Genomic DNA, 25,903 nt, shown 5'->3' on the forward strand with positions numbered 1-25,903 from the left:
ACACATGTCAGGTGATCGGTCACTACTGGTACGTCCTAAGCCGGAAAAGGCTGAGAGCTTCCGAGGATATCTGCTCAGGGTTTCGACGGAAAATGGTTATCACAATGCAAACTGGATGCTGAGGCAGCTTGGTATTCATCCACGCACATATTTGCCGCGTGATGACATTGCAAAGTTGGCAAGCGCGCTAAATCTCCAGGACCGCGAGCTTTCAAATATGCAGAACCGAGTTGTGGCGCCTCGGTGGGTTCGTGTGGGGGCGCATGAAGTTCATATCTGTGCACAGGAAAGGCGTTCCTTTCGCTATTGTCCTGAATGCTTGAGCGAAGCTCCGTACCATCGTGCCGTGTGGGATCTCAAGCTTTTAAGTGCCTGCCCGAAACACGGGACATATCTGCTTGAAAGTTGCAGAAAATGTGATCGCCGTATTGGTTGGGGGCGTGAGAACCTTCTGGAGTGTAACTGTGGTGCGGATTTGAGGTCGTTCCGGCCGCGTTCAGCACCCGATAAAACAGTAGGTTTCTGCAGGTTGCTGGAGAAGCGTTTCCGCGGTCAGCTGGCAGACGAAAGCTGCTCCTTGCATCCGGCATTTCAGAAGTTGAGTTTCACGGACCTTCTGAATCACACGATGTTCCTAGCGGCTTATATTTCAGGTCGAGGGCGTGGAACCGGCCGACAACTGTTTTACAATCTTACTGCCGATGCGTTGCGCGAGGTGTTTGATCGGGTTTCTGTGCTTCTTGCTGATTGGCCGAACGGATTCCACCTGCTGCTAGATGAGGTGCGGCAATTCACTGAACAGGATGTTGAAAAGCATGTCGGGCTCGAGGCGGAATTTCGATCGCTCTACACCAATCTGTTTCGTAAGCAGCAGGAAGTTGAGCATCTACATCTCATCCGGGCCGAATTTGCAAAATACATTGAAGGCAAATGGTTTGCTGGGTTTGTCGTGCCAACCAGTAAACGACTGTCAGAGGAATGGTCCCAGGATCAGTCGTTTATTACGGTTGCGGAAGCAGCACGACGCCTTGGTATTCATCCAAGTATCCTGAGACGTGATATCGCCGAGGGGAGTTTGGCTGCAACCACGAGACAGATGCAAAGCAGGTGCCTTCGCGTCATAGAAGTCTCGGAGGTCGAGCGGTACCGAAACGCGCGAGAAAACCTGCTGGGAACCAATGATGCTCAAGAGCTGTTAGGTGTTTCAAAACACCCATTTATGAAGCTGGTGATCGCTGGCTTGGTCAAAGCCGTTAAGGGGCCAAAGATTGATGGTTCTCAGCACTGGGCTTTCAAGAAGCAGGATCTCGACGAATTTATTGCATCTGTGACAAAGCAAGCGACCTATTGTGGAGCGCAAGATGAGCTTGTGAATTTTGATAAAGCAGTGCGTCGCTGTACCGCCAAGGGGCTTTGTATCGTTGACCTGATCCAGGGCATACTAAGCGGAGAGTTGAAAGCGCTGAAGCGCTCGACAAAAGTAACCAATCTCAAAAATCTGTTCTTCAATGACGCAGACTTCCGAGCGTTTTTTTACAATGAAAAGCGGACGATCAAATGGGCCGTTACCATTCGCGAAGCGTCAAGGATGCTTGGGCTAAATGAAGAAGCCACACGTCATCTGGTGCATAAGGGGTTTCTTGAAACAATCTCTGTGCCATTAGATGGCCGTCTTCGCAGACAGGTTTCATTGGATGCGATTGAGCGGTTTAAGGCGACCTATATTTCAGCTTCCTGCTTGGCAGCAAACAAGAATACTTCGGCAAGAACTGTGGTCGCCCAGCTACAGGAATTGGGGACCAGCCCTGTTACCGGGCCAGCGATTGATGGAAGTCGTCAATACTTCTTCAGACGATCTGCGACAGCATAGGACGATAGTTTTAATGGATCGGCTGTGGAGGGAGCCGGCGCGAATTGATTGACTCTTCTTCAGTATGCCGCCAATCTGATGACTGTGACGCAACGACAGCAGTGGTTGCCCTCTTTCCGAAGCCCGCGCATGTCGCGGGCTTTCGTGTTTTTTGTTGGCAAAAATGCGTCTACTATATCCTCTTTTATAAAAAAGAATTTGAATTCAATTCATTAGCCAAATTAAGTTCGTTGTGATTTCCAATGCTGAAAAGCGATCCTACCCTAAAGAACATAAACAAATGTTTGTAGGATAGCTACCTTGGGTTTAATCTTTGGGATGCATCGTTTCTTTAAAAGGGTGGGTGATTTTCTTCCTCGCTACTTTTGAATTCGGATCATTTTTATCTAATTGTGAAGTGCGTTATGGCCCTCTTTGGTTCACTACATGACGACTTTTTTGGGGTTTTTTCTGGTCCAAATCGATTTGTCTTCGAAGCAGTTATTCGAGATATTTATCTCATCAATTTTGCCAATCTTTCGCAGTTTCCCACTAGAAATGACTTGCGGAACCAGATCATTGAAACGCTTCGCCGCAATCCCGAAATTTGGTCGGACGAAGAGAGTTATCTGTCCTTCGACGATATCATTACGGGCAAACGGCGTATGCGTCGCCGCCAAGGAAATCAAGTCAGTGACAAAAAGGACGCAACTTCGCAACTACTGCTGCGCGCCAATCATGTCTATGCGAGACTGGTCAATTGCGGTTGGTTGAATGAAACTGCGTTCGGGATTCGTATCGTCGCGGAGATGCCTTACGGAGCTATATTGTTGGCGGAGCGCCTCATAGAGATTGAGCAGCGCAATACTGTCCGTATTGGTGGCCTAATTGTTGAAATCCGCAATGCGCTGCTTGCATGCCGCGAAAATCAGAGCGAGAACGCACCTGGTTTAGAAAAAGCAGCTCAGAATTGCCGCACCTTTGCCAGAGGTTTGAGGGCAATCCTCGCTACACTTACCGAACTTGAACGTTCTATCTTGAGTGAATCCAGCAGAAATGGACGCATCCGTGCACTGATGGAGCAGTTTGTCCGTGGATTGTTGCTGGGTGATTTTCGCCAGCTGATGTCAGCTCGATCTCATCCCTATCGTCATAGGCGGGAGATTCTAGACCATATTAGTGCATTAAAGCGTGACGAACAGAGCCTACGGCGTCTTGGGCAAGCTTACGAAGAACACGAAATCGCATTGGACCTCGATGCGGCGCTTTATCGCGTCCATGACGATTTGAACCAGATTAGCGAGACGTTTAATGACATTGACACAGCCCTTCACGAAATCAGCAAGTCACGGCGACGGCTCGAGCGGAAACTGAACAATCTCGTCAGCTACGCAGCAACATCTCACAGCAGCTTCGCCCGACAGGCTCTGGATCTGATCTGTCGCCTTGACCAATCTGACGGACCAGACATATTGCCGGGCTTGGTATTGCCTCGAATTCAAATGGCCTCGCCAGAATTACTGCGTGCGCCCTCTTCGCACAGAAATAAAATCAAAAATGTCTCGGTAAAAGTTTCTGAACCAGAGCCATTGCTTCGGCTCAAAATGGTGCTTGAAAACCAGTATGACCGGCAAATCAACATCCCGCCTTCCGCTGTACTCCGTTATCTACAAAGGCATGTGCCACCATTTGGCTCGACCGAGGCCTGCTATCTGCCAATCACATCAATTGATGACTATTTTGCATTTACAGCAATGCAAGCGGCTTGGGTTGTCAAAGCTGACGAGGTTCTTCTCAGTCGCCTTAACAAGTCTTTCCAATACTCAAAAGAGCAACTGACACGTGATGAGGTCGATAACGCATGGTTGAAATGCGGTAACTTCCGCATTCATCGTCTAGACGACGCCATCGAAGATTATGCGAGACCTAGCCTCACAATCGAGAGGACGGCGGGGTGATTACAGATTTTTCAGAGCTAGAGCACCGTGACGAAAAGCGCTTTGCGGAAGTACGGCAAGCAATCAACACATTGTGGCGTCATCAGATTGTCTGGCTCGGAGATCACGGATCTCATTTGGCCTATCAATCCCTGACGGATCCTCGTCACAAAGGACTGTTGGACAAATTCTTTGATATTGCAGGGTGTCATCTTCAGATAAACAGCGTGCAGCAATGGGTCGCCATTTTTCCAGACTGTGATAATGCCGAGGGGATCAGTTGGCCAAAATTGCCACTGCACACAACGATCGCCCTGCTGGTGTTGGCCGTTTTGCATCACGAGAAAATGGAATCGGGCGAGTTCGATGAACGAGGTGTTGTCTGTACGACCTTTAATGAATGTATGGAACGTTACGAAGATATCGTTGATCAGAATGGTACGGCAAAACTCCAACCAAAACGCTTTGAAGACGCGTTACAGGATCTGGCCAAGCGTTATGTGATCAAACTGGGCGACTACATCAGCGAGCTAGAAGACTATGAAGTCCTGATCCGCCCTGTTCTGACACATTTGACCGGTCAAGCTGCTTTGGAGAAGCTTCAGCAATATGCCAATTCGCGTGAAAGTGCCGAGGAACAGAAACCAACATACGATCCTGAAGTTATGTCTGTTGGCGAGGGTGAAACCGATGCGCAGGAGATCTCGCAATGATGAACCTTACAGACATTCTGTGCATCAACTGGCACCTGTTTGATCGCGAACATATCACCTTGTCGAACAACACAGCCATACTGGGTGGAAATCGTACCGGGAAATCGACCATCATGGATGCAATCCAGATTGTGATGGCAGGTGGGAAAACGGAGTTGTTTGACCTCAACCGCGCATCGACCCAGAGCGGCAAAACAAAGCGCACAATTGCCGATTATTGCCGCGGCCGACTATCGGAGACATTCTGGAAACGAGATGAAAGCCGAACCTATATTGCTCTGGTTTTTCGGGACGCACATACACAGCGCGCGCCCATCTCGATCGGACTCCAATATGACGTATCCCCGGAGAGCGAGAAGTGGGTTAGGCCAATTGCGCGATTTGTTATTCCCGGCGTGGCATTGAGTTGTGACGACTTCCTTGAGTTCGATGCTGCCGGTGACAGCAACATGGCGTCTGTTCTGGACTGGATGGCATTTGAGGACCGTATCAAGGTCAAAACCGAGGCTCTAACCGTTGCGCCGATGTTTTTTGGCTCCACGTCACGGGCTGAAGATTACATTTCCGAATACCTTCATCATCTGACCCCAGCAGGCCAACGGATTGAACCGCGCCGTCTGCTCAAAACTCTGGTCCGCGGGCTGGCTTTCGAGCGAATGGCATCGGCCGACGCTTTCGTCAGACATTTTTTGCTGGAACCCAACCCGATTGATATCGCCGCGGTCCGGACATCTATCCAAACCTATTACAAAGCCAAGGATGTTTCCGAGACTTTGGCAAAAAAACTGGAACGCCTGAAAGCAATAGAACAGCGCATCCATGAACATCGAGATGTTCTTGAACAGCTTGATATCGAAAAATATGTGGTCGCACGTGCGCGATTTTTGATAACTGGCATAGAAGTTCGCGAAATACGTGCCGATATCAGGAAATGGGTGCAGACCACCGAAGAGCTTACGGCGGAGCTGGAACGTATCGAAGAGCGAAAAGTTAGCCTTGAGGCCGAAAAAGAAGAGATCGAAAGTTTGATCCGCGCTGAAGGGATCGAGCAAAAGCGCGATCAACAAAAGTATCGGCAAAAAAACCTCGATTTTCAGCGCCAACTCACGCGCAACCAAATCACAACAAAACGCGCGACACTGCTTCCCATCAAACACCTGATCACTCAGGAACACCGTCAGGAGTTTCATGGATTTGATCAGGCGTTATCTCTGCTCGTCGCCCTGAATGACGAGATGACCCGCTGCACCCAGCCAGATTGGCCTGTGAATGCTGGACGCATTGACCATTTGCTACGAACAGCAACCACAGAGCTGTCAACTGCTCTGGATTCCTTCAAAGTTCGATATGATGAGGTCTGCGGCGAACTATCGACCGCCTCGAAGCTTCTTGCGAGCCTGGAACAGGACGTGAGATCGACCAAAGGCGGATCCGTTCCGGTCTCACCAAATGTGGCTGCATTGATAAACAAGCTTGAAGCTTCAGGGATGAAGCCCAAACGGCTTTGTGAGCTTGTCGAAGTTGTTGAGGAAGAATGGCGCGACGCTTCTGAGGCCATGCTCGGCCCGGATCGCGAAGCGTTGTTCGTTGCCCCTGAGCAGGTTAGGGACGCAATTGAAATCTTGCGTAGAGATCGTCGCGCTTTCTCACGATGCCGGATTGCCCGCACCGACAAACTGCAAAAAATGTCGACATCAACCACCCCGGGAACACTTGCAAATGCATTGGCTTCATCAGAGCCTCAGGCCGTTGCATTTGTCATATTTCGCTTGGGTTCAATTCTCCAGGCCAACCAACTTTCTGATCTTGGCAAACCCGGCCGGGCAATCATGCGCGATGGCACATATGATGATGGCATCGCAGTGACGAGCCGGTCAGTCAATGATCGACGGTTGGGCGCGGGCGCAGCAGCGCTGCACCTCCAATTTCTGACCAGCAAAGTAGAAACCGCCAGGGCTGCAGCAAATGAGGCACACGAAGATAAGAGCCGTTATGAAACCTTCTGTAAGATACTGTCCGACGTAATTGAAGCTGCGAAAGGTGAGGAAACCCTCGAAAATCTAGTTGGAAAAATGGACAGTTTTGACGAGCGGATTGCGGAGATTGATCAGAAACTCGCCATGCTCTCTTCGGAGATGGATCGGGATCTACAAGAGCGTAAATCGACATGTATCACAAACCTGACCGAAATTGACGCAGACCGGGATGCAGCAAAAAAACGAGTGACCGAATGCGCAACCCTCATAAAGGGGGCGCAAACCACTCTCAATGGAGCTGTTTCGCACGACGAGAGCGGTAAAATCGCCTCACGAAAGAAAACCTATGGCGCGCTCAAGTCCGAATTGGCGATTGCCTTCAAAGGTCGGGCGGCTCTCCGAGCGGAATATGAAACCAATACAAAAAAGCCGGGGACTATCAGAAGCGGGTTACGGAAGATTGCCGAACAAAGCCAAGAAACACACGATAACATTTGGAAACAATCACAAGAACTTGCCGGGCAAATCCACAATGAGATGCGCAGCTATTTCCTGGGGTTCGGCGAAACAAATCAATTTCTACATGGTGATCTGGTGCAAACAGCGATTGCCCCTTGGGTGAAAAGCACCATCAGCTTCATCGAGAGTGACCATTTGATCGAATATCAGGAAGAAACCAGAGAAGCTGCGGAACAGGCCACCCGTATGTTTCGAGAGCATTTCTTGTCAGAGCTTCGTGAGCGCGTGGATATTCTCGATACCGAAATCAAAGAAATTAATCTCAATCTGACAGCCCATTGTTTGACCAATGAGCATTACAGCTTGCACAAGATCCTGAAAGACGACTTCAGAGACATTCTGGTGCTTGCCCAAGCAGATCATGAAGATCTTCGACTAGACGAGCTCCCCTTATTCGGTGCGGCTGTCCCGGATGATCATCCGCATCGCGATGCACTAGCAAAAGTAGAGGGACTTTTGCAGAACCCGGCTTATGACTTTTCTGATTTTGAGGATTACCGGAATTACTTCGTCTTTGAGTTGAAAATGGTTGATCAACATACCAAGCGCGAAACCAGCTACAGTTTCCGGAGTGGTACCGGATCGGGTGGCGAAATCATGGCGCCGTTTTACATCACAATTGGTGCCTCGCTTGCATCTCTGTACCATGGTGGTCGCATAAACCCTTCTCAACCGCAATCGGGCTTTGGGCTGGCATTATTTGATGAAGCCTTTGCCAATCTAGATGCCGCCAACCTGCAAGCAATTATGCAGCTTTTCCAGAACATCGGGCTGCAAGTCCTGACCGCCACACCGCGCGAAAAACGTGCTCAAATGGAAGAAGTCGTTGATGCAACGGTTCTGGTCGGACGTTATGGCAATGAATCGCACACAACAACCAACGTGATCAAAGAACGGACCCGTCAAGCAATGCGTGAGATCAATCCAGCAAATCTGTCTGATGCCGACTTAAAGAAGCGACTTGACGACAAGCAAAGTGCTGCTCAGTGAGCAAGATACGATTCACGAATGCCCGAGAGGCGCTTGAAAGCCTTCTCGATCGACATGAAGCAAATCCCGCCAGCACGCGTCTGTTTGTTTATCCGGACGTCGAGGGGTTTGTGCACGCGCATTCTGTAGAGCTTTTCGAGAAGCAGCTCAAGACTGCTGCCGACTACGGAGCAATTTCACTGAGATTTGGCCAAGGCCGACGGCGCAACATCATTGAGGCGGCCAAATTAACAAATCCGGATGTGCTCTATGAGTTTCTAAGCCGTACCCCGGCGACAAGGCAAAGCGCGGACGCGATTTCCCAATTGACTCGATCTCTGGGAACCATCCAGCTTCCTTCACAATTGCGCGATGAACTGCTGGAAAAGTGGCAGCGCGCGAAGCAATGGGGGCGCTATAGCGCGGAAAACTGGGAAGAGTTGATCTGTCCCATTCAGTTGGCCCACGGGATAGTCGAACGCTCCCGACGCCTGAACACGCACCCTGATCTTGATTTCCGCACCTTCTCTCGGCGTGTATGCGGAAATTCCAAGGCACTGGAAGGAAATCTTACAGCCGTCATTTCAATTGCACGCCAAATTGATCCGGCTTGCTGTGCAGATGAGAGCCACGCGCCGGTAGATCATCTGTCTTCACTGGGGTTGGAAAAAATCCCGCAACCGATCCTGATATCAGGTCCGGTGCGGCAGTTGCGTGATACCGGATGGTCCTTTTTGGGAGTCCCGCCGCAACAGATCGGGACAATCGAATATGTCACCCGACCCCGCGCCCTGCTTACCATCGAAAATTACGTCTCCTTTGTCCGCTATTGCGAAGAATGTAATCCGTCACAGGCTGACCTTGTTCTCTATACCGGTGGCTTTCCATCACGCGCAACACAGGCTCTATTCAAGCAGATCTGCACCCTTATTCCATCGAACCAACTCTACCATTGGGGTGATATTGATTTTGACGGCCTGAGGATATTTCATTTTCTCGATCAATTGGCTGGCGGACAGCTCCGCAGTCATCAGATGCGCATCGATCAGCCCGTGAATCGCGCTGCGGATGAAATGCGCACTGCGCCGTTTGACCTTCCGGTCAATTCAGACGTCTATGAATCTTATTGTGCGCTAAAATCAGGAGCTCTACCGGTTGAGCAAGAGCAACTGGACCCAGTAGCGTTGCCATCCAATTAGATAAGAAGCGTGTGATTCTCGGTCTTGCCAAATCAATAAAAATAACTTATTTTAAATTAATATAAATTATTTATGGCTATTAAGATAGAGCAGATGGCACGTATCGCGCATTACACAAAGGGCATGATTCAGGCGCAAGTTCAGGCGATGCTTGAAAATGGGGAAACTGTGAACGTCAGTCGGGTCCGTGCGCATCTTGGCGGAGGGTCTCACCAGCGCATTCAGGATGTGATCCATGAGCTTTGCGGTAAGTCGTCGAATGAAAATTCAGGTTTAACTGATCAATCTCCGGACCGGGTTGCTCAGAAGGCAGCAAGTCATCTGGTTGAGGCCCTGATTGACGTACTTAAACACACTATTGCTTATGAAGCATGCAAAGCAAAAAACGATATCGGAAACCAGGTGACAGATCTTCTCAAAGCTCTCCCGATGGAGGACAGCAAAAGTACTGCAGATTCACCTCTATCGAATGAGAAGATCCAGGCAAGCGACCTCTATCACAGCGAGCGCCGCAAACGTGAAGCCGCAGAGGCAGTTGCGCGCGAACTAAAATCTGAACTGGCAAAACGTGATCTGTTTATGGAAGCGCTAAGGGCGGATGTTAGGCGGCTCACGAACGATCTTATTCAGGCCCATGCGGATGTTACATCTCTTCGTTTGCGTGCCGAAGAAAAGAAAAATTAAATAACTTATTTATTCTACAGGAAATCATGAATCAATATGTGACCTTGTGCATAGAGGAAGTCTAGGCGCAACCACTATTCCGGTAGGCGTGCGCATTCGCAGGCAGGTTCCTTGGATGGGATCGAGAAGTTGAAGGCGATTCATGTTTTCGCCTAGGGCCTGGTAGCCAAAAAGAGCTAGGCGTAAGGTCAGTTACAGGGCCAGAGGTTGATGGAGGGCTACAACACTTGTTTCGGAGATCAGCAATAACTTCAGGGGCCGCTGTCGTGTTTGAACTGTTTGCCGAAGAAGGGGTGTAAAGTTCTTTTTAAAGTTTAATTAGTTATCGCTGGTTCGCGACTAGCCTGTAGCCTGATTTTTCGGTATTTTCAAAATGGTTATAGTTCAGGGTGCACCACGACCTAATATATTTCGAAAATCAAAGAGATGTCTAGAAATCTCAAAGCTAAAGAGATAACCGCTCATTCGTTAGTTTTTGCGGTGACCCTCCTTGGGCCTAGCTTCTTGGGTGGATCGTGGTGATTCAGGCGATTTTAGGTTGAAACACGGATCTACATCGAAGCTCGATGCGTAGTTCCGAAGGGGCTATAGAATGACTGTTTGGGTGGCGCGAGCAGGAAGGTACGGTGAGCGCGAAAACCTTGCACTTGAGGAAGGTCGCGCATTCATTGGTTGGGGCGAGCTTGGTGATCTCTCGAAGATCTCGTCAAGAGAAGAGGTTCTCGAACGTGTTGAGCAAACCTATCCAGACCTGAAACTTGGCACCGCTCGGAATCACGCAGGTCAGGTGTTCAACTTTGTTAAGTCTTTCGAAATTGGCGATATTTTTGCCCTGCCGCTAAAAACACGGCCTGCAATTGCTTTTGGGAAAGTAGCAGGTGATTACGAATACATCGCTGAAAACCCTGAGGACGCGCGGCACAGTCGACGCATAGATTGGATTGGCGAGCCCATTCCCCGCAGCGCTTTTGAGCAAAATATCCTCTATTCTTTTGGTTCGGCTCTTACAGTCTTCCGCGTCATGAAAAATAATGCGGAAGAACGAATTAAGGCTGTCCTCTCAGGCAAAGAATTATCGTATTCAAATCCATTCGCTGACGATAACGGTACTTCAACATCAGACGAGGACGCTCTCGATCTTGCGCAAATTGCTCGGCAGCAAATCAGTGATTTTATCGGGCGCAAGTTTAAAGGTCACCGAATGGAAGAGCTCGTTGCTGAAGTGCTGAGGGCTCAAGGCTTTGAAGTCCGCGTGAACAAAAGAAAAGGTGCTGATGGCGGGGCAGATATTTTAGCTGGGCGGGGGCCGATGGGGTTTGATGACCCGCGCCTTTGCGTCCAAGTGAAATCGACCGATGCTGCCATTGGGTCTAAGGACTATGACGAGTTAAAAGGCGTTATGCAGAAGTTTGGTGCAGAGCATGGCTTGTTTGTCTCGTGGGGCGGTTTCAAAGGAACTGTGGAAGAGGAGGCCCGACGGGACTTCTTTAACATTCGTCTTTGGAATGCAGAAGAGTTCGTGCGCGAAATTCAAGACGTCTATACAAAGCTTCCAAAAGAACTTCAGGCCGAGCTTCCCATGCAGCAGGTTTGGGCGCTGGTGGGCGACGAATAGGCTTTAAGAATGGATAGGAACCAATCCCCAGAACAGAAGGCGCGCGACAACATTGATCGTATGTTGGTTGCTTCCGGCTGGGCTGTTCAAGACAAAAAATCCATTGATTTCAATGCAGGACTAGGAGTCGCAGTTCGGGAGTACGACACTGACGTTGGGCCTGCGGACTACGTGCTATTTATCGACAGGCAAGCCGTCGGAGTGGTTGAGGCAAAGCCGGAGAGTTGGGGCGTTCGCCTGACATCTGTAGAAGAACAATCGGAAGGTTATGCCAACGCGAAGCTGAAATGGGTGACGAACGCAAAACCGTTGCCATTCCTTTATGAAGCAACAGGCCAGATAACACGGTTTACCAACGGACTAGACCCTAACCCCCGTTCGCGTGAGGTCTTTACATTTCATCGGCCCTCAACCCTTAAATCTTGGGTTCAGGCGCCACTGAGTTTGCGATCTGGCATAGCTGCACTGCCTGAGCTCAATCACGATGGATTGCGCGATTGCCAGATCATTGCGATTACAAATCTTGAGAAATCCCTAAAGGCTGACAAGCCTCGTGCGCTCGTCCAAATGGCGACAGGGTCAGGTAAGACCTTTGCTGCGATCACCCAAGTCTACCGGCTTTTGAAGCACGCAGGAGCCCGTCGTATCTTGTTCCTCGTTGATACGACAAACCTTGGGGAGCAGGCAGAACAGGAGTTCATGGGTTTCATTCCGAATGACGACAATCGGAAGTTCACAGAGCTCTACAACGTTCAGCGTCTAACATCTCCATCGATCTCGAATGACAGCCAAATCGTGATTTCCACAATCCAACGGATGTACGCCACACTAAAGGGCGAGGAGCTGAGCGAAGATGCGGAAGATGAAAATCCGGCCGAGCAAAAGTGGCGCCGCAAAGAGCCGTTGCCGGTTGTGTATAACGCCAAGCTACCTCCCGAGTACTTTGACGTCGTTGTTATTGATGAATGCCATCGGTCTATTTATAACCTGTGGCGACAGGTCATTGAGTACTTCGATGCATATATCGTTGGCCTTACGGCAACGCCAGATAACCGCACCTATGGTTTCTTCCAAAAGAACGTTGTCAGTGAATACACCCATGAAAAAGCCGTCGCAGACAAAGTAAATGTTGGGAACGAGATCTATCTGATCGAGACAAAGATCACCAAGGGGGGCGAGACACTAAAAGCTGAGCAGTTGGTCGAAAAACGTGAACGTGAAACAAGGGCTAAGCGATGGGAAACGCAGGACGAGGATCAGGCCTATTCCGCTACTCAGCTTGACAGATCTGTCGTCAACCCTGACCAAATCCGCACCGTAATTCGAACCTTCCACAATAGTTGGCCAGAAATTTTCCCGGGCAGGAAGGAACTGCCAAAAACACTGATCTTTGCAAAGACCGATAGCCACGCTGATGACATCATCCAAACGGTACGCCAAGAGTTTGGTGAAGGAAATGACTTCTGCCGCAAGATCACCAATGGTGCAAAGAACCCAAAATCATCGCTATCCGCATTCCGAAACGACTATTACCCACGTATTGCTGTGACTGTGGACATGATCGCAACAGGTACGGACGTGAAGCCTTTGGAATGTTTGATTTTCATGCGGGACGTGAAATCGAAGAACTATTTCGAGCAAATGAAAGGACGTGGCACCCGCGTTCTTAAACCCGATGATCTGAAAAAGGTCTCTCCTTCTGCACAAGCCAAAACTCACTACGTAATTGTTGATGCTGTAGGTGTGACGAAGTCACTCAAGACGGCAAGTCAACCGCTCGATACCAAACCCTCCGTTCCATTCAGGGATCTCGCGATGGGTTTGATGTTGGGGGATCGCTCGGAGGAAACGGTCAGCTCCCTCGCTGCGCGTCTCGCCAGACTCAATAATAAATTGAGCGACGATGATCAGAAAAAGATCGCAGCCGAAGCTGGTACATCCTTAACCGCGATTGTGCGTGATCTTTTCGATGCCATTGATCCTGACAAAGTAGAAGCCGACGCGAAGGCCGCGGGCCATTCAGAGCCCGATGATGCGGCGATGCAGGTTGCGCGTGATGAGCGTGTCAAACAGGCTGCCAACATTTTTACCGGTCCGCTCATCAACCTAATGGATACGGTTCGCAGGGATAACGAGCAAACGATAGACCATGAGAATCTGGATGAACTCTTGAACGCGGGCTGGGCTGGTGATGCTGACGAAAATGCAAAACAGATCGCACAAGAGTTCGAAGCGTATCTGATCGAAAACCGCGATGAGATTGAGGCCATTTCCATCTATTTCAATACACCTGCGCGCCGCTCAGAAGTGACGTACGCAATGATCAAAGAAGTGCTGAGGAAACTGTCGGAGGATCGCCCGCGCTTAGCCCCACTGACTGTCTGGCGTGCTTACGCCCATCTTGATGATTACAAGGGCGACAATCCGGCTGGTGACTTGACTGCTTTGGTCGCATTAATCCGCAGAGTGACTGGGCTGGATGATACACTGACCCGGCATTCTGAGAGGGTGCGTCGGAATTTCCAGAATTGGATATTAAAACGCCACTCTGGCGCGGGGGAGAAGTTTACTGAACAACAAATGGAATGGCTACGTATGATCCGCGACCATCTCGCGACATCTTTTACGATTGAGCGCGACGATTTGGACATGGCTCCCTTTAATGGAAAAGGGGGGCTAGGCCAGATGTACTCACTGTTTGGCGATAGAATGGACGACGTCATGAGCGAGATGAATGAGGCGTTGTCAGCATGACAGATATACCGCGCGGATGGGCTGAAGCCCCTTTAGACGATATTTGCGAGATACTCGACTTTAAGCGCATTCCAATCAATTCGCAGGAGCGTAAACAGCGAATTGAGGGTAAAAGCTCTGATGAACTCTTCCCGTACTATGGCGCTACCGGTCAGGTCGATGTAATCGATGGATATTTGTTCGAAGGTCAACATGTTCTGATTGGTGAAGACGGAGCCCCCTTCCTCGACCGGATCAAGCCGAAAGCATACTTGGTTGACGGTAAGTTTTGGGTCAATAACCACGCGCATATTGTGCGTGCACTCGGGGATAACCGCTATCTCTGCCACTATCTAAATTTCATCCGATATGAGGAACATGTCACGGGGACAACTCGGCTCAAGCTTACCAAATCTGCTTTGGTGGCCATTCCTATTCTTGTTCCTCCCCTCAAAGAACAACGTCGCATAGTAAAGAAAATTGAGGCGCTGTTTGATGAAGTCGACAAGGGTGTCGAGTGCCTGAATGCGGCGAGAGCATCGCTCGTCTTGTACCGTCAGTCTCTTTTAAAAGCTGCCTTCGAAGGTCGCCTTACAGCGGATTGGCGCACAAAAAATGCGGACAAGCTGGAAGATACTGAAACCCTACTTGCTCGCATCCGGTTCGAGCGGAAGTTTCGCTACCAAGCGGCTCTGGAAGTTTGGGAAAAGGCAGTTTCAGATTGGAGAATCAATGGTGAGATAGGTAAAAAACCGCCTAAGCCTAAGAAACCAAAGGAAATCTCTGCTGAAGAAAAAAGTACTGGTGCACCAGGCTGGACTGAGTTGCCGCTCGGCTTGCTGATAGATGAGCCGGCGTACGGAACGTCCAAGAAAAGCGACTACAATGGAGGCGAAACAGGGGTTCTTCGTATCCCTAATATTGCTGCTGGTGTTATCGATGCTGACGATCTCAAATCTGCCAATTTTGATGAATCGGAAATTGATCAATACCGATTGATTGAGGGCGATGTTCTGACTATTCGCTCTAATGGAAGTATTTCATTGGTCGGAAAGCCTGCATTGGTTCGGTCAGTTGACACACAGTTCGTCTTTGCAGGGTATTTGATCCGCCTTCGCTCAATACAAGGTTCTCTCATGCCAGAGTATCTTGTTTATGTGATGATGGAGCCAAGAGTAAGAGCTCAGATAGAAAGTAATGCGAAATCGACAAGTGGCGTAAATAATATTAACGCAAAAGAATTGCAGCAGCTTGAAGTCCCCATATGCACATTCGCCGAACAAATCGAGATTGTGCGCCTCCTAGACGCCCAGCTCGATGGGGTCAAAGTGCTAGAGGGAGAGATTGATGCAGGTCTCAAGCGCGCTGATGCGTTGCGTCAATCCATCCTTAAAAAGGCCTTCGCCGGTGAACTTGTCTCTCAAGACCCTGAGGATGAGAATGCAAAGATGCTTCTAGAGCGTATCAAGGTTGAGAAGGCAGAGAACGAAAGGACCGCAAAGCGGACCCGCAAATCCAATCCAGTGAGAAAAGCTGCAGCAAGGAGGCCGACTTTGACTGATCTCATCAAAGTTCTCGAAAAGCACAAGGGCTGGGTCGCGGCATCCAAGGCCGCCATGGAGTTGAAGGTTGCGGATGGAGCTACCTCTGATGAAGTCGAGGTATTCTATCGTCAGCTTAAGGACTATTTGGAACGCGGCTTGATTGAAGTGGAGAGACGCGGCGACGAGGACTGGTTGCGTCGTGCGAAAGTCGAGGTGGGCTGATGCGTATTGATTGGCTCTGGCTGGGTGAATACAAAAACCTTAAAAACCTGACGATAGATTTCTCACAAGATCATCTGATTACCGTGCTCATTGGGCGTAATGGCACCGGGAAATCCAATGTGCTCGAAGCTCTGACAATTATCTTTCGAGACCTTTTGATGGCAGAACGTTTGCCATCTCTGAAGTATCGTATTGCTTATGAAATTGAAGATCGCTGGGTTTTCATCGATGCGGACCCCACGCGAAAGGATGTTTACCGCGCCAAAACCATCAAAAAGAGTGATCAACCTGAGCCCTATCCAGTGGATGCGTCATTTGAAGACCTGGAGGGCGAACAGGTAACTGCCACGAGATTGAAGGGGGAAAACTCAGAGCATCTGCCTCGCTTCCTTTTTGGATACTATTCAGGAGAAAGCGATAGGATGAAAGATGTCTTTCGCGCCTACCTGAAGAACTATGACGACAAACTAATTGCAAATAAAGATCCGGGGTTAAAGCGGATGTTCTTCGCTGAGCCCGTGCACAGCAATTTCGTACTGCTGTCGTTCATTGTGAACAACAAGGCAAAAACAGATCGGTTCTTGCAGGAGCAACTTGGCCTTGAAGAGGGTGGTATTGAATCAGTTCTTTTCGTGCTGAAGCAGCCCTATTGGTACAATAAGAATGCGTCGGGTGGAGATAAACGTTTTTGGAACTCCAGAGGTATTGTCCGCGATTTTCTCGCCAAGCTCTACGAAATCTCGCTTGCTCCAATCCGTATCAAACGGCGTGAAACGTATGATGTTCGACGTTCTCGAATGGTAGAGTATCTTTATCTTTTCGCCAAAGACATCGGTGCCCTACGCGAGCTCGCGAGAGACAAAACATCAGCTGAGTTTTTCCGAGATCTTGAAAGTACACATGTTTCAGACCTGATTGAAGAAGTGCGCATCAGGGTTAAGCTTAAAAAGAATGATGGTTCCGTCACGTTCCGCGAACTGAGTGAAGGGGAGCAGCAACTATTGACAGTTCTGGGTCTCCTCCAGTTTACCTCGGCCGAGGAAAGTCTCTTTCTCCTGGATGAACCGGACACTCATCTCAACCCTCGCTGGAGCGTCGAGTATATCCAGCACATCAGAGATTTCCTCCAAGACGAGCAGGATAGCAGCCAATCAAGTCATGTCCTTTTGGCGACACACAATCCGATTGCGGTTGCGGAGCTGAAAAAGCAACAAGTCCAAATTTTGCAGCGTGACGAAGAAACAATGAGCATTAGCGCTGGAGAACCAGCTCTTGATCCCATCGGAATGGGATATGCAGGCGTAATAACAAGCGACTTGTTCGGCCTTAACGCAGCAGTAGACACAACCACGCAAGATCTGCTCGAGAAACAGAGGGGCCTGTCAGTCAAAGATAAACTTTCCGAAGATGAAAAAGCTGAACTCGAAAATATTACATCCACTCTCGAGGTATTGGGCTTTCGACATCAAATGCGTGATCCGGTCTATAGCGGGTACTTGAGGGCGCGTGCTGCTGAGGCAAAGGATGCGAATACAGAAACATCCGATAGTGATTTTGAGCTTGATCCCGACGAGGCGCGTCGCCTAGTTCGTAAAGCATTAGAGGAAATCGATGTGGAGGGGGCCGAATGAGATTTATCGATCTTGCTTACAAACGGCCTCCAGCCGGGTTTGATGAAGCAGTTGCTAAAGCTAAGGCCGACGGCGAAGACAAAATCAAGGATCACGGCGAGGTTTGGGCGTTATGTAAGCCGGTGCTGAAGGAGGCTTCACATAACAAATGTTTTTATTGTGAGATGAAGCAATCGAGGTCGGATGGAGCCGTAGATCACTATCGTCCGAAGTCGAAGTATAAATGGGCCGCATATAGGTTCGACAATTTTCGATTTGCGTGCACGTTTTGTAACAGCAGAAGGACTGACCCAAAAACCGGTGAGGTAGCTGGAAAAGGTAAAGACTTCCCGCTTTTTGAGGGATGCGAACGGGCTACATGTCAGGACGAAGTCGATCAGGAGGACCCGGTTTTATTGGATCCATGCGATGCAGCAGATCCAGGTGCAATTGATTTTTTGAGCGACGGCCGTGCGGTTCCGAGAAGTAAAGAAGAAGCAGATCCAGATCGTCGGAGAGCGCTAGATTCTATCGAGGCCTATCACCTAAACCACTCAGACCTAGAAGAAGCCAGGCGATGCGTTTCAATCGAGATACAAGAAAAAGTGTCAGAAGCCGAAAAATATCTGAAACGCCATGTTCAAGGGGACATGAACGCGAAAAAAATTTATTCGGCGGCGGTTCGAGACCTTAAGCGCCGACTGACCCCGGACACCGAACTTTGCACTTTTTCTAAACGCATTCTTCAAACTTATAAAAGCAAGCCATTCGTCGAGGACATCTTGGCGACAGCATAGGATACGAACATGAACACCGCCCCAATCATTTCGAAAGTCTGGAGTTTTTGCACAACGCTACGCGATGACGGCGTGGGTTACGGTGACTATCTAGAACAGCTGACCTATTTGATCTTTCTGAAGATGGCAGATGAATTCGGAAAGCCACCCTATAGTCGCGATGTGGGCATACCGTCAGGCTTTGATTGGACAAGCCTAACGACCCGCCGAGGGGCAGAGCTAGAAGCGCATTATGTTATGTTGCTGCGCATGCTCGGCGAGCAGAAGGGCATGCTCGGGCAAATCTTCACGAAGGCGCAGAATAAGATCACAGACCCAGCAAAGCTCTCTCGTCTTATCGATATGGTCGATGGAACACAGTGGGTTACTTTGGGTGCAGATGTTAAGGGGGACATTTACGAGGGACTGCTAGAACGCAACGCCGAGGATACGAAATCAGGCGCTGGACAGTACTTCACACCACGCGCTTTGATCCGAGCGATGATCGAATGCGTTCGACCAGAACCGGGAAAGACTATTGCCGACCCTTCTTGTGGTACTGGCGGCTTTTTCCTTGCTGCGCATGAATTCCTTACTGACCCAGCTAATCAGCGTTTGGATAAAGACCAAAAGGCATTCCTGAAAAACTCCACGTTCCATGGCAATGAGATCGTTGCTGGCACGCGTCGTCTATGCCTTATGAACATGTACCTGCATGGGATTGGAGATATTATTGGGGAGCCATTGGTTTCTCCCGCAGATGCCTTGATTTCGTCCCCATCTCAGACCTTCGATTACGTCCTCGCTAATCCTCCTTTCGGCAAGAAAAGCTCGATGAGTTTCACCAATGATGAAGGCGAACAGGAAACCGATGATCTGAGCTACAATCGCCAGGATTTTTGGGCCACGACGTCCAACAAGCAGCTCAACTTCGTCCAACATATTCGCACGATGCTGAAGACCACTGGGCAGGCCGCCGTTGTTGTGCCTGACAATGTGCTGTTCGAAGGTGGCGCTGGAGAGATAATTCGTAGGAAGCTCTTGGCGACGACAGACCTTCACACCATCCTCCGACTGCCGACAGGAATTTTCTATGCGCAGGGTGTTAAGGCGAATGTGATCTTCTTTGATAACCGCGCGGCCAGTCCCGATCCGCAAACATCGGATGTTTGGTATTACGACTATCGAACCAACGTGCACCATACATTGAAGCAAAAGCCGCTTACCTATTCTCATCTCGAAGAGTTTGTTTCCTGCTTTAATCCCGCGGACCGGCGCAAACGTTCTGCTACCTGGAGTGACGAGAACCCTGATGGTCGATGGCGTCCCTTTACGCGCGAAGAGCTCTTGGCGCGCGATAAAGCCAGTTTGGATGTATTTTGGCTCAAGGATAAAAGCGCGACTGACCTCGACAATCTTCCTGATCCTGACATTTTGGCTGCCGAGATTATCGACAACCTCGAGGCAGGTTTGAACAGCTTCCGCTCGGTGGCTGCTGAGTTAGAAAAGATCAATTGAAGACATATGCACTGAACAGCTCCCAAGGTTGCTAAGCTAAACCCTGTTTCAAGCCGGAACCTGCTACGTTACTATCGATCATGTAAACCCCATCATGCGCTTGCAAAGTGGGACGCAAAAAGCTGGAATGCTTTTAAATCGGCATAAATTGAATGTTTCTAAGATATTGGTTTAGATGGTTTTTTTTTGAAGCACGAGTAAATTCCGAATTTATGCTTCAATGCCTTCTAGGCAAATGTGTCGCAAACTTCAGGATTGCATTGGTAACCGTATTGCTAGTTTCTGGATTTATGCGTCAATTCACAGAAGTCGCAGAAATATGCAGGGCAGTCCATTGGGCTGCCCTGTTTGCGTTTGGGAGAAGTACTTTATTAATAGCTTGTCGGTTTACTGTACGTTGGCATAGTAAACCTGTGGGAAAAGCGGAACCGGGCGTGGCAGAAGAAGAACGGGACGAACCGCAACGCGGTGGTGCAAATGCCGCGCAGGCGGCAATGCAGGAAATTACAGAACGTGAACTGCGTATCATCAGGCGCCGGCGTCGTCGTCGGCGCACGCTGCTGATCGGCTTTTTCTCGTTAATCGGGTTCGCTGCCGTGATGGCGATTGTACTGACAATTCAGTCCAATCTTGATTTCAGCCGCAACATGATCAGAAGCCCCGAAGTCCGTATCATGGGCTTTGATGGTGCAACGCTTGAAATTGTTCAGGGGCGATACAGCCAGGACGTATCCCTTACCACCATTCCGGAACGAATACAGAATGTGTTCGTCGCAGGAACCGATCCCGGATTTTATGGCCACTTCGGGGTATCGACCAGCGACTTTGTGCGTGTCTTTTCAAGCAACGATATTCCTGGTTCGACCATCACGATGCGGGTTGCACGAAGCTTCTTTAAAACCCCGGAAGTCAGTGCAGGTCGCCACTTGCAGGAACTTCTGGTTGCGCTATGGCTTGAGTTTAAATTCAACAAGAAAACCATTCTGCGCAGCTATCTTGAACGCAGCTATATGGGGCGCGGGATATTCGGGATCACTGCGGCATCGCGTATCTGGTACGGCAGTCCGGCCGAACGGATAACGCTGCATCAGGCCGCCGTTCTTGCGGCTGCGATGAATGACCCGAAAAAATTTGATCCGCTATATCATCCCCGTGACGCAGCGAATGCGGCCAACGAAATCCTTCTGAATATGGGGCGGTATAAATATATCGAACTTGATCGTGTATCCGCCCTTACACTGGTCGAGCCAAAGATGGATGTTCAGTACAGGGATGGTGTGGTTTCAAGCTATGTTGTCGATATGGTGATGGATGAGGTCGCTTCTCGGATCGGTTATACAAGCCGCGATATCGAAGTCACCACCAGCATTGATTTGACCATTCAGCGTCTGGCGCAGGACGTCGTGCGCGAGGTTTCCAATCTTCGCCTGAAGCCCAAGGGCGTTGAGCAGGCGGCTTTGTTATCCATGAGCCCGGATGGTCGTATTCGTGCGATTGTTGGCGGTGCCAGTTACAGCCCGTTTCGTCCCAACCGGGCATTGGATGTTCACCATTTCCCGGGCCGGATGATCAAAATTGTTCCCTATTACTATGCGATGAATGAAAACAGTGATCCTGCCCAATGGGTGCGTGACAACCGTATGGCAGTGGGCGGCTGGCGACCGGTAAATCCGGATCACGAATATCGCGGACAGATTTCACTGCGCGAAGCCTTTGTGCGTGATGTCAATACTGTGCCGGTCAATCTGGCCGATCAGTTTGGTTTGCTAAAGGTCAAGGAATACGCCCAGGCCATCGGGGTCAAAAGCCCGCTTTCGAACGATATCCGGACGGTAGTTGGTCTTGATCCGGTGACCTTGGCCGATATCGCATCCATTCACGCCCTACCGCAAAATTCAGGTAAACCGGTACAGCTTAGTCTGGTCAACAGGGTGGCTTTTGCCGGAACCGGCGAATTGGTTTACCAGCGCGTCGAGCAAACGGTCCAAAAGCGCCTGACAGACGAAGCCATTCAGGGTGCCTATACGCTGTTTTCCAGCGTCACAGACCCACAGCTTCGTCTGGACCGACCGTTTGCCGGGTATGGCACACAGGATAGCGGTGCGTCCGATGCTTGGTTTACCGGCTTTACGTCCGACCTGATTACGGTTGTCTGGGCGGGGAATGACGATAATAGCCGAATTCCGCAAATCCGCGGCGATGTAGAGCTTGCGTCTCTTTGGCGGTTATTTATGCTAGATGCACATGATGGTTTACCAATTCGTTCGATGATTCGAGCCGCATCACAACGACGCCGTGAAAGTGATGGCGTAGCAGATATGTGGAAAAACGATTTATCGAATGAAAAGCAGTAAGATCGTCGAATGAGCAGGGGATTGGGGTCTCCTGCCGATGTTGGGGCACAACCTGTAAATTTCAGTCGAAATGGCTGAGTGGAGCGGTTTGGCACCTGTCGTCCACAAATCTGGCAGATATGTTGACAGATCGGGCGTTCACGGGCACAAACCGGCGTCCCTATTTGATATCAAAGGTGCTTCGTGGCCCAAAGACCATTCAAACGACAGCAGACCGTGCGCAAGGGGGCAACGACGCCGCGTAAACGCAACAAGAAGCGCGTTAGCAGCGGAAGTAGTACCAGCAGCAAGAAAAACGGGTCGGGCATTTTAAGCAAAATCGGCGGGATGATCCCGGGGCCCGAGGCGATTGCACGTTTTATTGTTATTATGGGCATTTGGGCGCTGGTTATTGCTGGCGGAGTGGTTGCTTATTACGGTTACGGACTGCCTGAAAAGGTGAGCTTCGAGGTTGCCAGCGAACGTAAGCCTTCCATCCGCGTGGTCAGCGTTGATGGCGTGGTACTCGGTTCTTACGGTGATCGTTATGGTAGCCCGGTAGAGGTCGGAGATCTGCCGGACCATGTCGGACAGGCGTTTGTTTCCATCGAAGATCGCCGGTTTTACGATCACTTTGGTATCGATATTCTGGGGATTCTGCGTGCCAGCTGGGTCAATCTGATGTCAGGGCGTATCGCCGAGGGCGGCAGCACGATCACCCAGCAACTTGCAAAGAATCTGTTCCTGTCACCGGAACGCAATTTCGGGCGTAAAATCGAAGAAGTCCTGCTGGCGCTTTGGCTGGAATTCAAATTTTCCAAGCAACAGATTCTGTCGCTTTATCTGAACCGTATTTATTTCGGATCGGGGATGTATGGCATTGATGCCGCGTCCCGGCACTATTTCGGAACCGACCCTCGGCGCCTTAATCTTTACGAAGCGGCAGTTCTGGCTGGATTGCCAAAGGCGCCAAGTCGTTACAACCCGCTGGTTGATCCAGAAGATTCCGCGAAACGTGCCAATATTGTTCTCGATGCCATGGCATCAAATGGGGTGATTACTGGCGCGCGTGCCGAGCGCGCCAAACAGCGGACTGTCCGTACCACTCGACAGGGAAAAAGCGGGCCCGGTGTCCGGTATTTTACCGATTGGGTGCTTGATCGTGTCCGTGATTACATCGGTTACGTTGATCAGGATCTGACGATCAACACCACACTTGATTCCCGTCTTCAGGAAATTGCCGAACTCAATCTTGAACGTGCTTTGGCAAGCCCCGTTGCGCAGCAAAAGCATGTAGGGCAGGCATCCCTTCTGGCGATGACCCCGGATGGGGCCGTTCGCGCAATGGTTGGGGGGCGCAACTATTTCGAAAGCCAGTATAACCGTGTGACACAGGCACGGCGCCAGCCCGGTTCCGTGTTCAAACTGTTTGTGTATCTGGCAGCCTTGGATAAGGGGATCGGGTCGAACGACTGGATGCGCGACATGGCAATATCCGTTAACGGATGGGAACCGCGAAACTTTGATCGCAAACACCACGGCACCATGTCGATCCGCGATGCGGTGGCAACATCGAATAATTCAATCGCGGTTCAGGTCGCCATGGAAGTCGGGTTGGATAATGTGATCAAAAAGGCTCACGATATGGGTGTTTCTGCCGAACTCGGGCGGGAACCCAGTCTGGCACTGGGCACCAGCGAGGTTTCGATGCTTGAGCTGACCGGTGCCTATGCCATCGTCGCCAATGGCGGATTTTCGGTGTTTCCGCATGCGATCCGTAAAATTGTCGGTCAGGGCGGCGAAGTTCTATATGAGCGCAATGACGAATTCCCTGTCCGTCTGATGAACCCGCTGCACGCGGGGGAAATGAACAATATGCTGTCATCTGTCGTTGCCAAGGGCACGGGACGCAATGCGATCATTGATCGCCCTGCTGCGGGCAAGACGGGCACAACATCGGATTCCCGTGATGCGTGGTTCATTGGCTATACCGCTGAACTGGTTGCAGGGGTCTGGATGGGGAATGATAACGGCAGTCCGATGGATGATGTGTCCGGGGGGGACCTTCCAGCCAAGCTTTGGCATGATTTCATGCTGCATGCTCATCAGAACCTGCCTGTTCGCTCGCTTGGCAAGGCCGCGCTTGCGCGGTCGCAAAAGGTGGGCGAAGACGGTAGTTGGCGTGACTTTACTTCTGGCTTCACAACCGGCAACAAAAAGCAATAACCGGCTTTGACACAAGTACCGCAAAGGTACTTCAGGGGCGGTGCGGATGCATCGCCCCTTTTCGTTTCGGCCAAGAAAAAATGGCCGGTATCCGTTACGGAAAACCGGCCATCAAGTTTGCAGTTTGCATGGCTTCATCGGGGGAGTCCGACGAAGCCGAGGGAGGTCTCACCTGTCGAATATCGCGATGTGATCAAGGGTCAGGGGTGCAATCTTCCCCTTGCATCGCAAGGACATCCGCATGCACCGTTCAGGGCGGTACATCGGCGAGAGCATCAGGCCGCTACAGCCTGATCACTGAGCTTCTCGAGGAATTCCAGACATTCCTCGATCTGCGAAATTTCGATGAATTCATTGGCCTTATGGGCCTGTTTGATACTGCCAGGACCGCAGATGATCGACGGGATATTGCCCTGCTTTTCGAAAATCCCGCCTTCGGAACCGTAAGAAACCTTGCCCGAAACTTCCGGGACGATGTTGCGAACCAGCTCGAACGCTTCTGCATCCGTGCAATCACCCATTCCGGGATAGGAAAAGATTTCTTCCCATTCAAATCCGGTTTCGGCTTCTTTGGCTTTCATTTCCGCATCGAGGGTTTCAAGGATTTTCTCTTTGATCCCGTCAAGGACGGCCTTGGCGTCGTGTTCCGGCAGATGGCGAATTTCGAACGTGAATTCACAGAAATCCGGTGTGACATTGGTCGCTGTTCCGCCGCCAATGGTGGTGGTCAGCATGGTGCTATGCGGCACCGTGAAGTCATTGTCGAAGGGGCCGTTTTCTTCAAATTCACGTGCCAGATCGGAAATCATCGTAATGGCGCGTGCCGCATATTCGATGGCGTTGACATGGCGGGGGGCAAAGGATGAATGCCCGGCTGTTCCGGTGACGGCAACCCGCATCGAAAATTTACCCTTCTGACCATTGATGACTTTCATCTCGGTCGGTTCGCCAATCACGGCAAGGCGTGGCGGAGTTTTAAGGTTTGCCAGATGATCGACCATCGAACCCACACCCAGGCAACCGACTTCCTCGTCATAGGACAGGCAAAGATGGAACGGGATCGCCAGATCGCGTTTGACCAGTTCCGGAACCATTGCCAGCGCACAGGCCGAAAAACCTTTCATGTCGGCAGAACCGCGACCAAACAGTTTGCCGTCGCGTTCGGTCAGTTCAAATGCCGGGCTGATCCAGCTTTTTTCAAGGGCGGGAACCACGTCTGTATGCCCCGAAAGCGCGATGCCAGGGACATCCTTCGGACCGATGGTTGCCAGAAGGTTTGCCTTCTCGCCGGTTTCGTCATGGAACAGTGTGCTTTCGATGCCATATTGCGCGAGATAGTCACGGACAAAATGGATCAGACCGAGATTCGAGTTCTTGCTGGTGGTGTCGAACGCCACAAGTTTGCCAAGCAGATCAATGGCATTATGCAGGCGGGACATGTTTGGTTTGCTCATTTTATTATCGCTTCTCGTTTCTCGGA

15 protein-coding genes are annotated in these 25,903 nt (G+C 50.3%); 14 read left to right on the forward strand and 1 reads right to left on the reverse strand.

Annotated features, from left to right (window positions below):
- The first annotated feature begins 4 nt into the window (after positions 1 to 4).
- The 14 genes from ABIE64_RS17865 (at position 5) to ABIE64_RS17930 (ending at position 24,423) form a co-directional block, all read left to right on the forward strand.
- A complete protein-coding gene (locus ABIE64_RS17865) occupies positions 5 to 1,870 on the forward strand; it encodes a TniQ family protein (RefSeq protein ID WP_354378152.1) in 1,866 nt (621 codons plus the stop codon).
- Positions 1,871 to 2,274: 404 nt separating this feature from the next.
- On the forward strand, positions 2,275 to 3,807 hold the full coding sequence (locus ABIE64_RS17870) for a Wadjet anti-phage system protein JetA family protein (protein WP_354378153.1): 1,533 nt from the start codon (positions 2,275 to 2,277) through the stop codon (positions 3,805 to 3,807).
- Positions 3,804 to 4,499, forward strand: a complete 696-nt coding sequence (locus ABIE64_RS17875; protein ID WP_354378154.1) for a DUF4194 domain-containing protein — start codon at positions 3,804 to 3,806, stop codon at positions 4,497 to 4,499. The genes ABIE64_RS17870 and ABIE64_RS17875 overlap by 4 nt, the downstream gene beginning before the upstream one ends.
- A complete protein-coding gene (locus ABIE64_RS17880; RefSeq protein WP_354378155.1) occupies positions 4,496 to 7,984 on the forward strand; it encodes an SbcC/MukB-like Walker B domain-containing protein in 3,489 nt (1,162 codons plus the stop codon). The genes ABIE64_RS17875 and ABIE64_RS17880 overlap by 4 nt, the downstream gene beginning before the upstream one ends.
- Positions 7,981 to 9,162 carry a Wadjet anti-phage system protein JetD domain-containing protein gene (locus tag ABIE64_RS17885; RefSeq protein WP_354378156.1) on the forward strand — a complete coding sequence of 394 codons (1,182 nt, stop codon included), beginning with the start codon at positions 7,981 to 7,983 and terminating at the stop codon, positions 9,160 to 9,162. The genes ABIE64_RS17880 and ABIE64_RS17885 overlap by 4 nt, the downstream gene beginning before the upstream one ends.
- A gap of 93 nt (positions 9,163 to 9,255) precedes the next feature.
- Positions 9,256 to 9,846, forward strand: a complete 591-nt coding sequence (locus ABIE64_RS17890) for a DNA-binding protein (protein ID WP_354378157.1) — start codon at positions 9,256 to 9,258, stop codon at positions 9,844 to 9,846.
- Positions 9,847 to 10,438: 592 nt separating this feature from the next.
- Entirely contained in the window at positions 10,439 to 11,461 is a 1,023-nt protein-coding gene (locus ABIE64_RS17895; RefSeq protein WP_354378158.1) for a restriction endonuclease, read from the forward strand.
- Between the two features lie 9 nt (positions 11,462 to 11,470).
- Positions 11,471 to 14,215, forward strand: coding sequence for a type I restriction endonuclease subunit R (locus tag ABIE64_RS17900; RefSeq protein WP_354378159.1), 2,745 nt, complete (start codon positions 11,471 to 11,473; stop codon positions 14,213 to 14,215).
- Entirely contained in the window at positions 14,212 to 15,960 is a 1,749-nt protein-coding gene (locus tag ABIE64_RS17905; RefSeq protein WP_354378160.1) for a restriction endonuclease subunit S, read from the forward strand. The genes ABIE64_RS17900 and ABIE64_RS17905 overlap by 4 nt, the downstream gene beginning before the upstream one ends.
- Positions 15,960 to 17,591 (forward strand): AAA family ATPase, encoded by a 1,632-nt coding sequence (locus tag ABIE64_RS17910; RefSeq protein WP_354378161.1) that lies wholly within the window; start codon positions 15,960 to 15,962, stop codon positions 17,589 to 17,591. Before ABIE64_RS17905 ends, ABIE64_RS17910 begins: the two co-directional genes overlap by 1 nt.
- A complete protein-coding gene (locus ABIE64_RS17915; protein ID WP_354378162.1) occupies positions 17,588 to 18,367 on the forward strand; it encodes an HNH endonuclease family protein in 780 nt (259 codons plus the stop codon). The genes ABIE64_RS17910 and ABIE64_RS17915 overlap by 4 nt, the downstream gene beginning before the upstream one ends.
- 9 nt (positions 18,368 to 18,376) lie before the next feature.
- Positions 18,377 to 19,864, forward strand: coding sequence for a class I SAM-dependent DNA methyltransferase (locus tag ABIE64_RS17920; protein WP_354378163.1), 1,488 nt, complete (start codon positions 18,377 to 18,379; stop codon positions 19,862 to 19,864).
- A gap of 434 nt (positions 19,865 to 20,298) precedes the next feature.
- Positions 20,299 to 22,218, forward strand: coding sequence for a transglycosylase domain-containing protein (locus ABIE64_RS17925; protein ID WP_354378164.1), 1,920 nt, complete (start codon positions 20,299 to 20,301; stop codon positions 22,216 to 22,218).
- 183 nt (positions 22,219 to 22,401) lie between these two features.
- The gene (locus ABIE64_RS17930; RefSeq protein ID WP_354378165.1) at positions 22,402 to 24,423 is read left to right on the forward strand and encodes a transglycosylase domain-containing protein; all 2,022 of its coding nucleotides are present in this window, start codon (positions 22,402 to 22,404) and stop codon (positions 24,421 to 24,423) included.
- A gap of 275 nt (positions 24,424 to 24,698) precedes the next feature.
- Here ABIE64_RS17930 and argE read toward each other — a convergent pair whose 3' ends face one another.
- The gene (gene argE, locus ABIE64_RS17935) at positions 24,699 to 25,862 is read right to left on the reverse strand and encodes an acetylornithine deacetylase (protein WP_230729507.1); all 1,164 of its coding nucleotides are present in this window, start codon (positions 25,860 to 25,862) and stop codon (positions 24,699 to 24,701) included.
- Positions 25,863 to 25,903: the final 41 nt, after the last annotated feature.

Origin of the sequence: Thalassospira sp. MBR-102 (genome assembly GCF_040549275.1) — a bacterium.
Taxonomy (GTDB): Bacteria; Pseudomonadota; Alphaproteobacteria; order Rhodospirillales; family Thalassospiraceae; genus Thalassospira; species Thalassospira xiamenensis.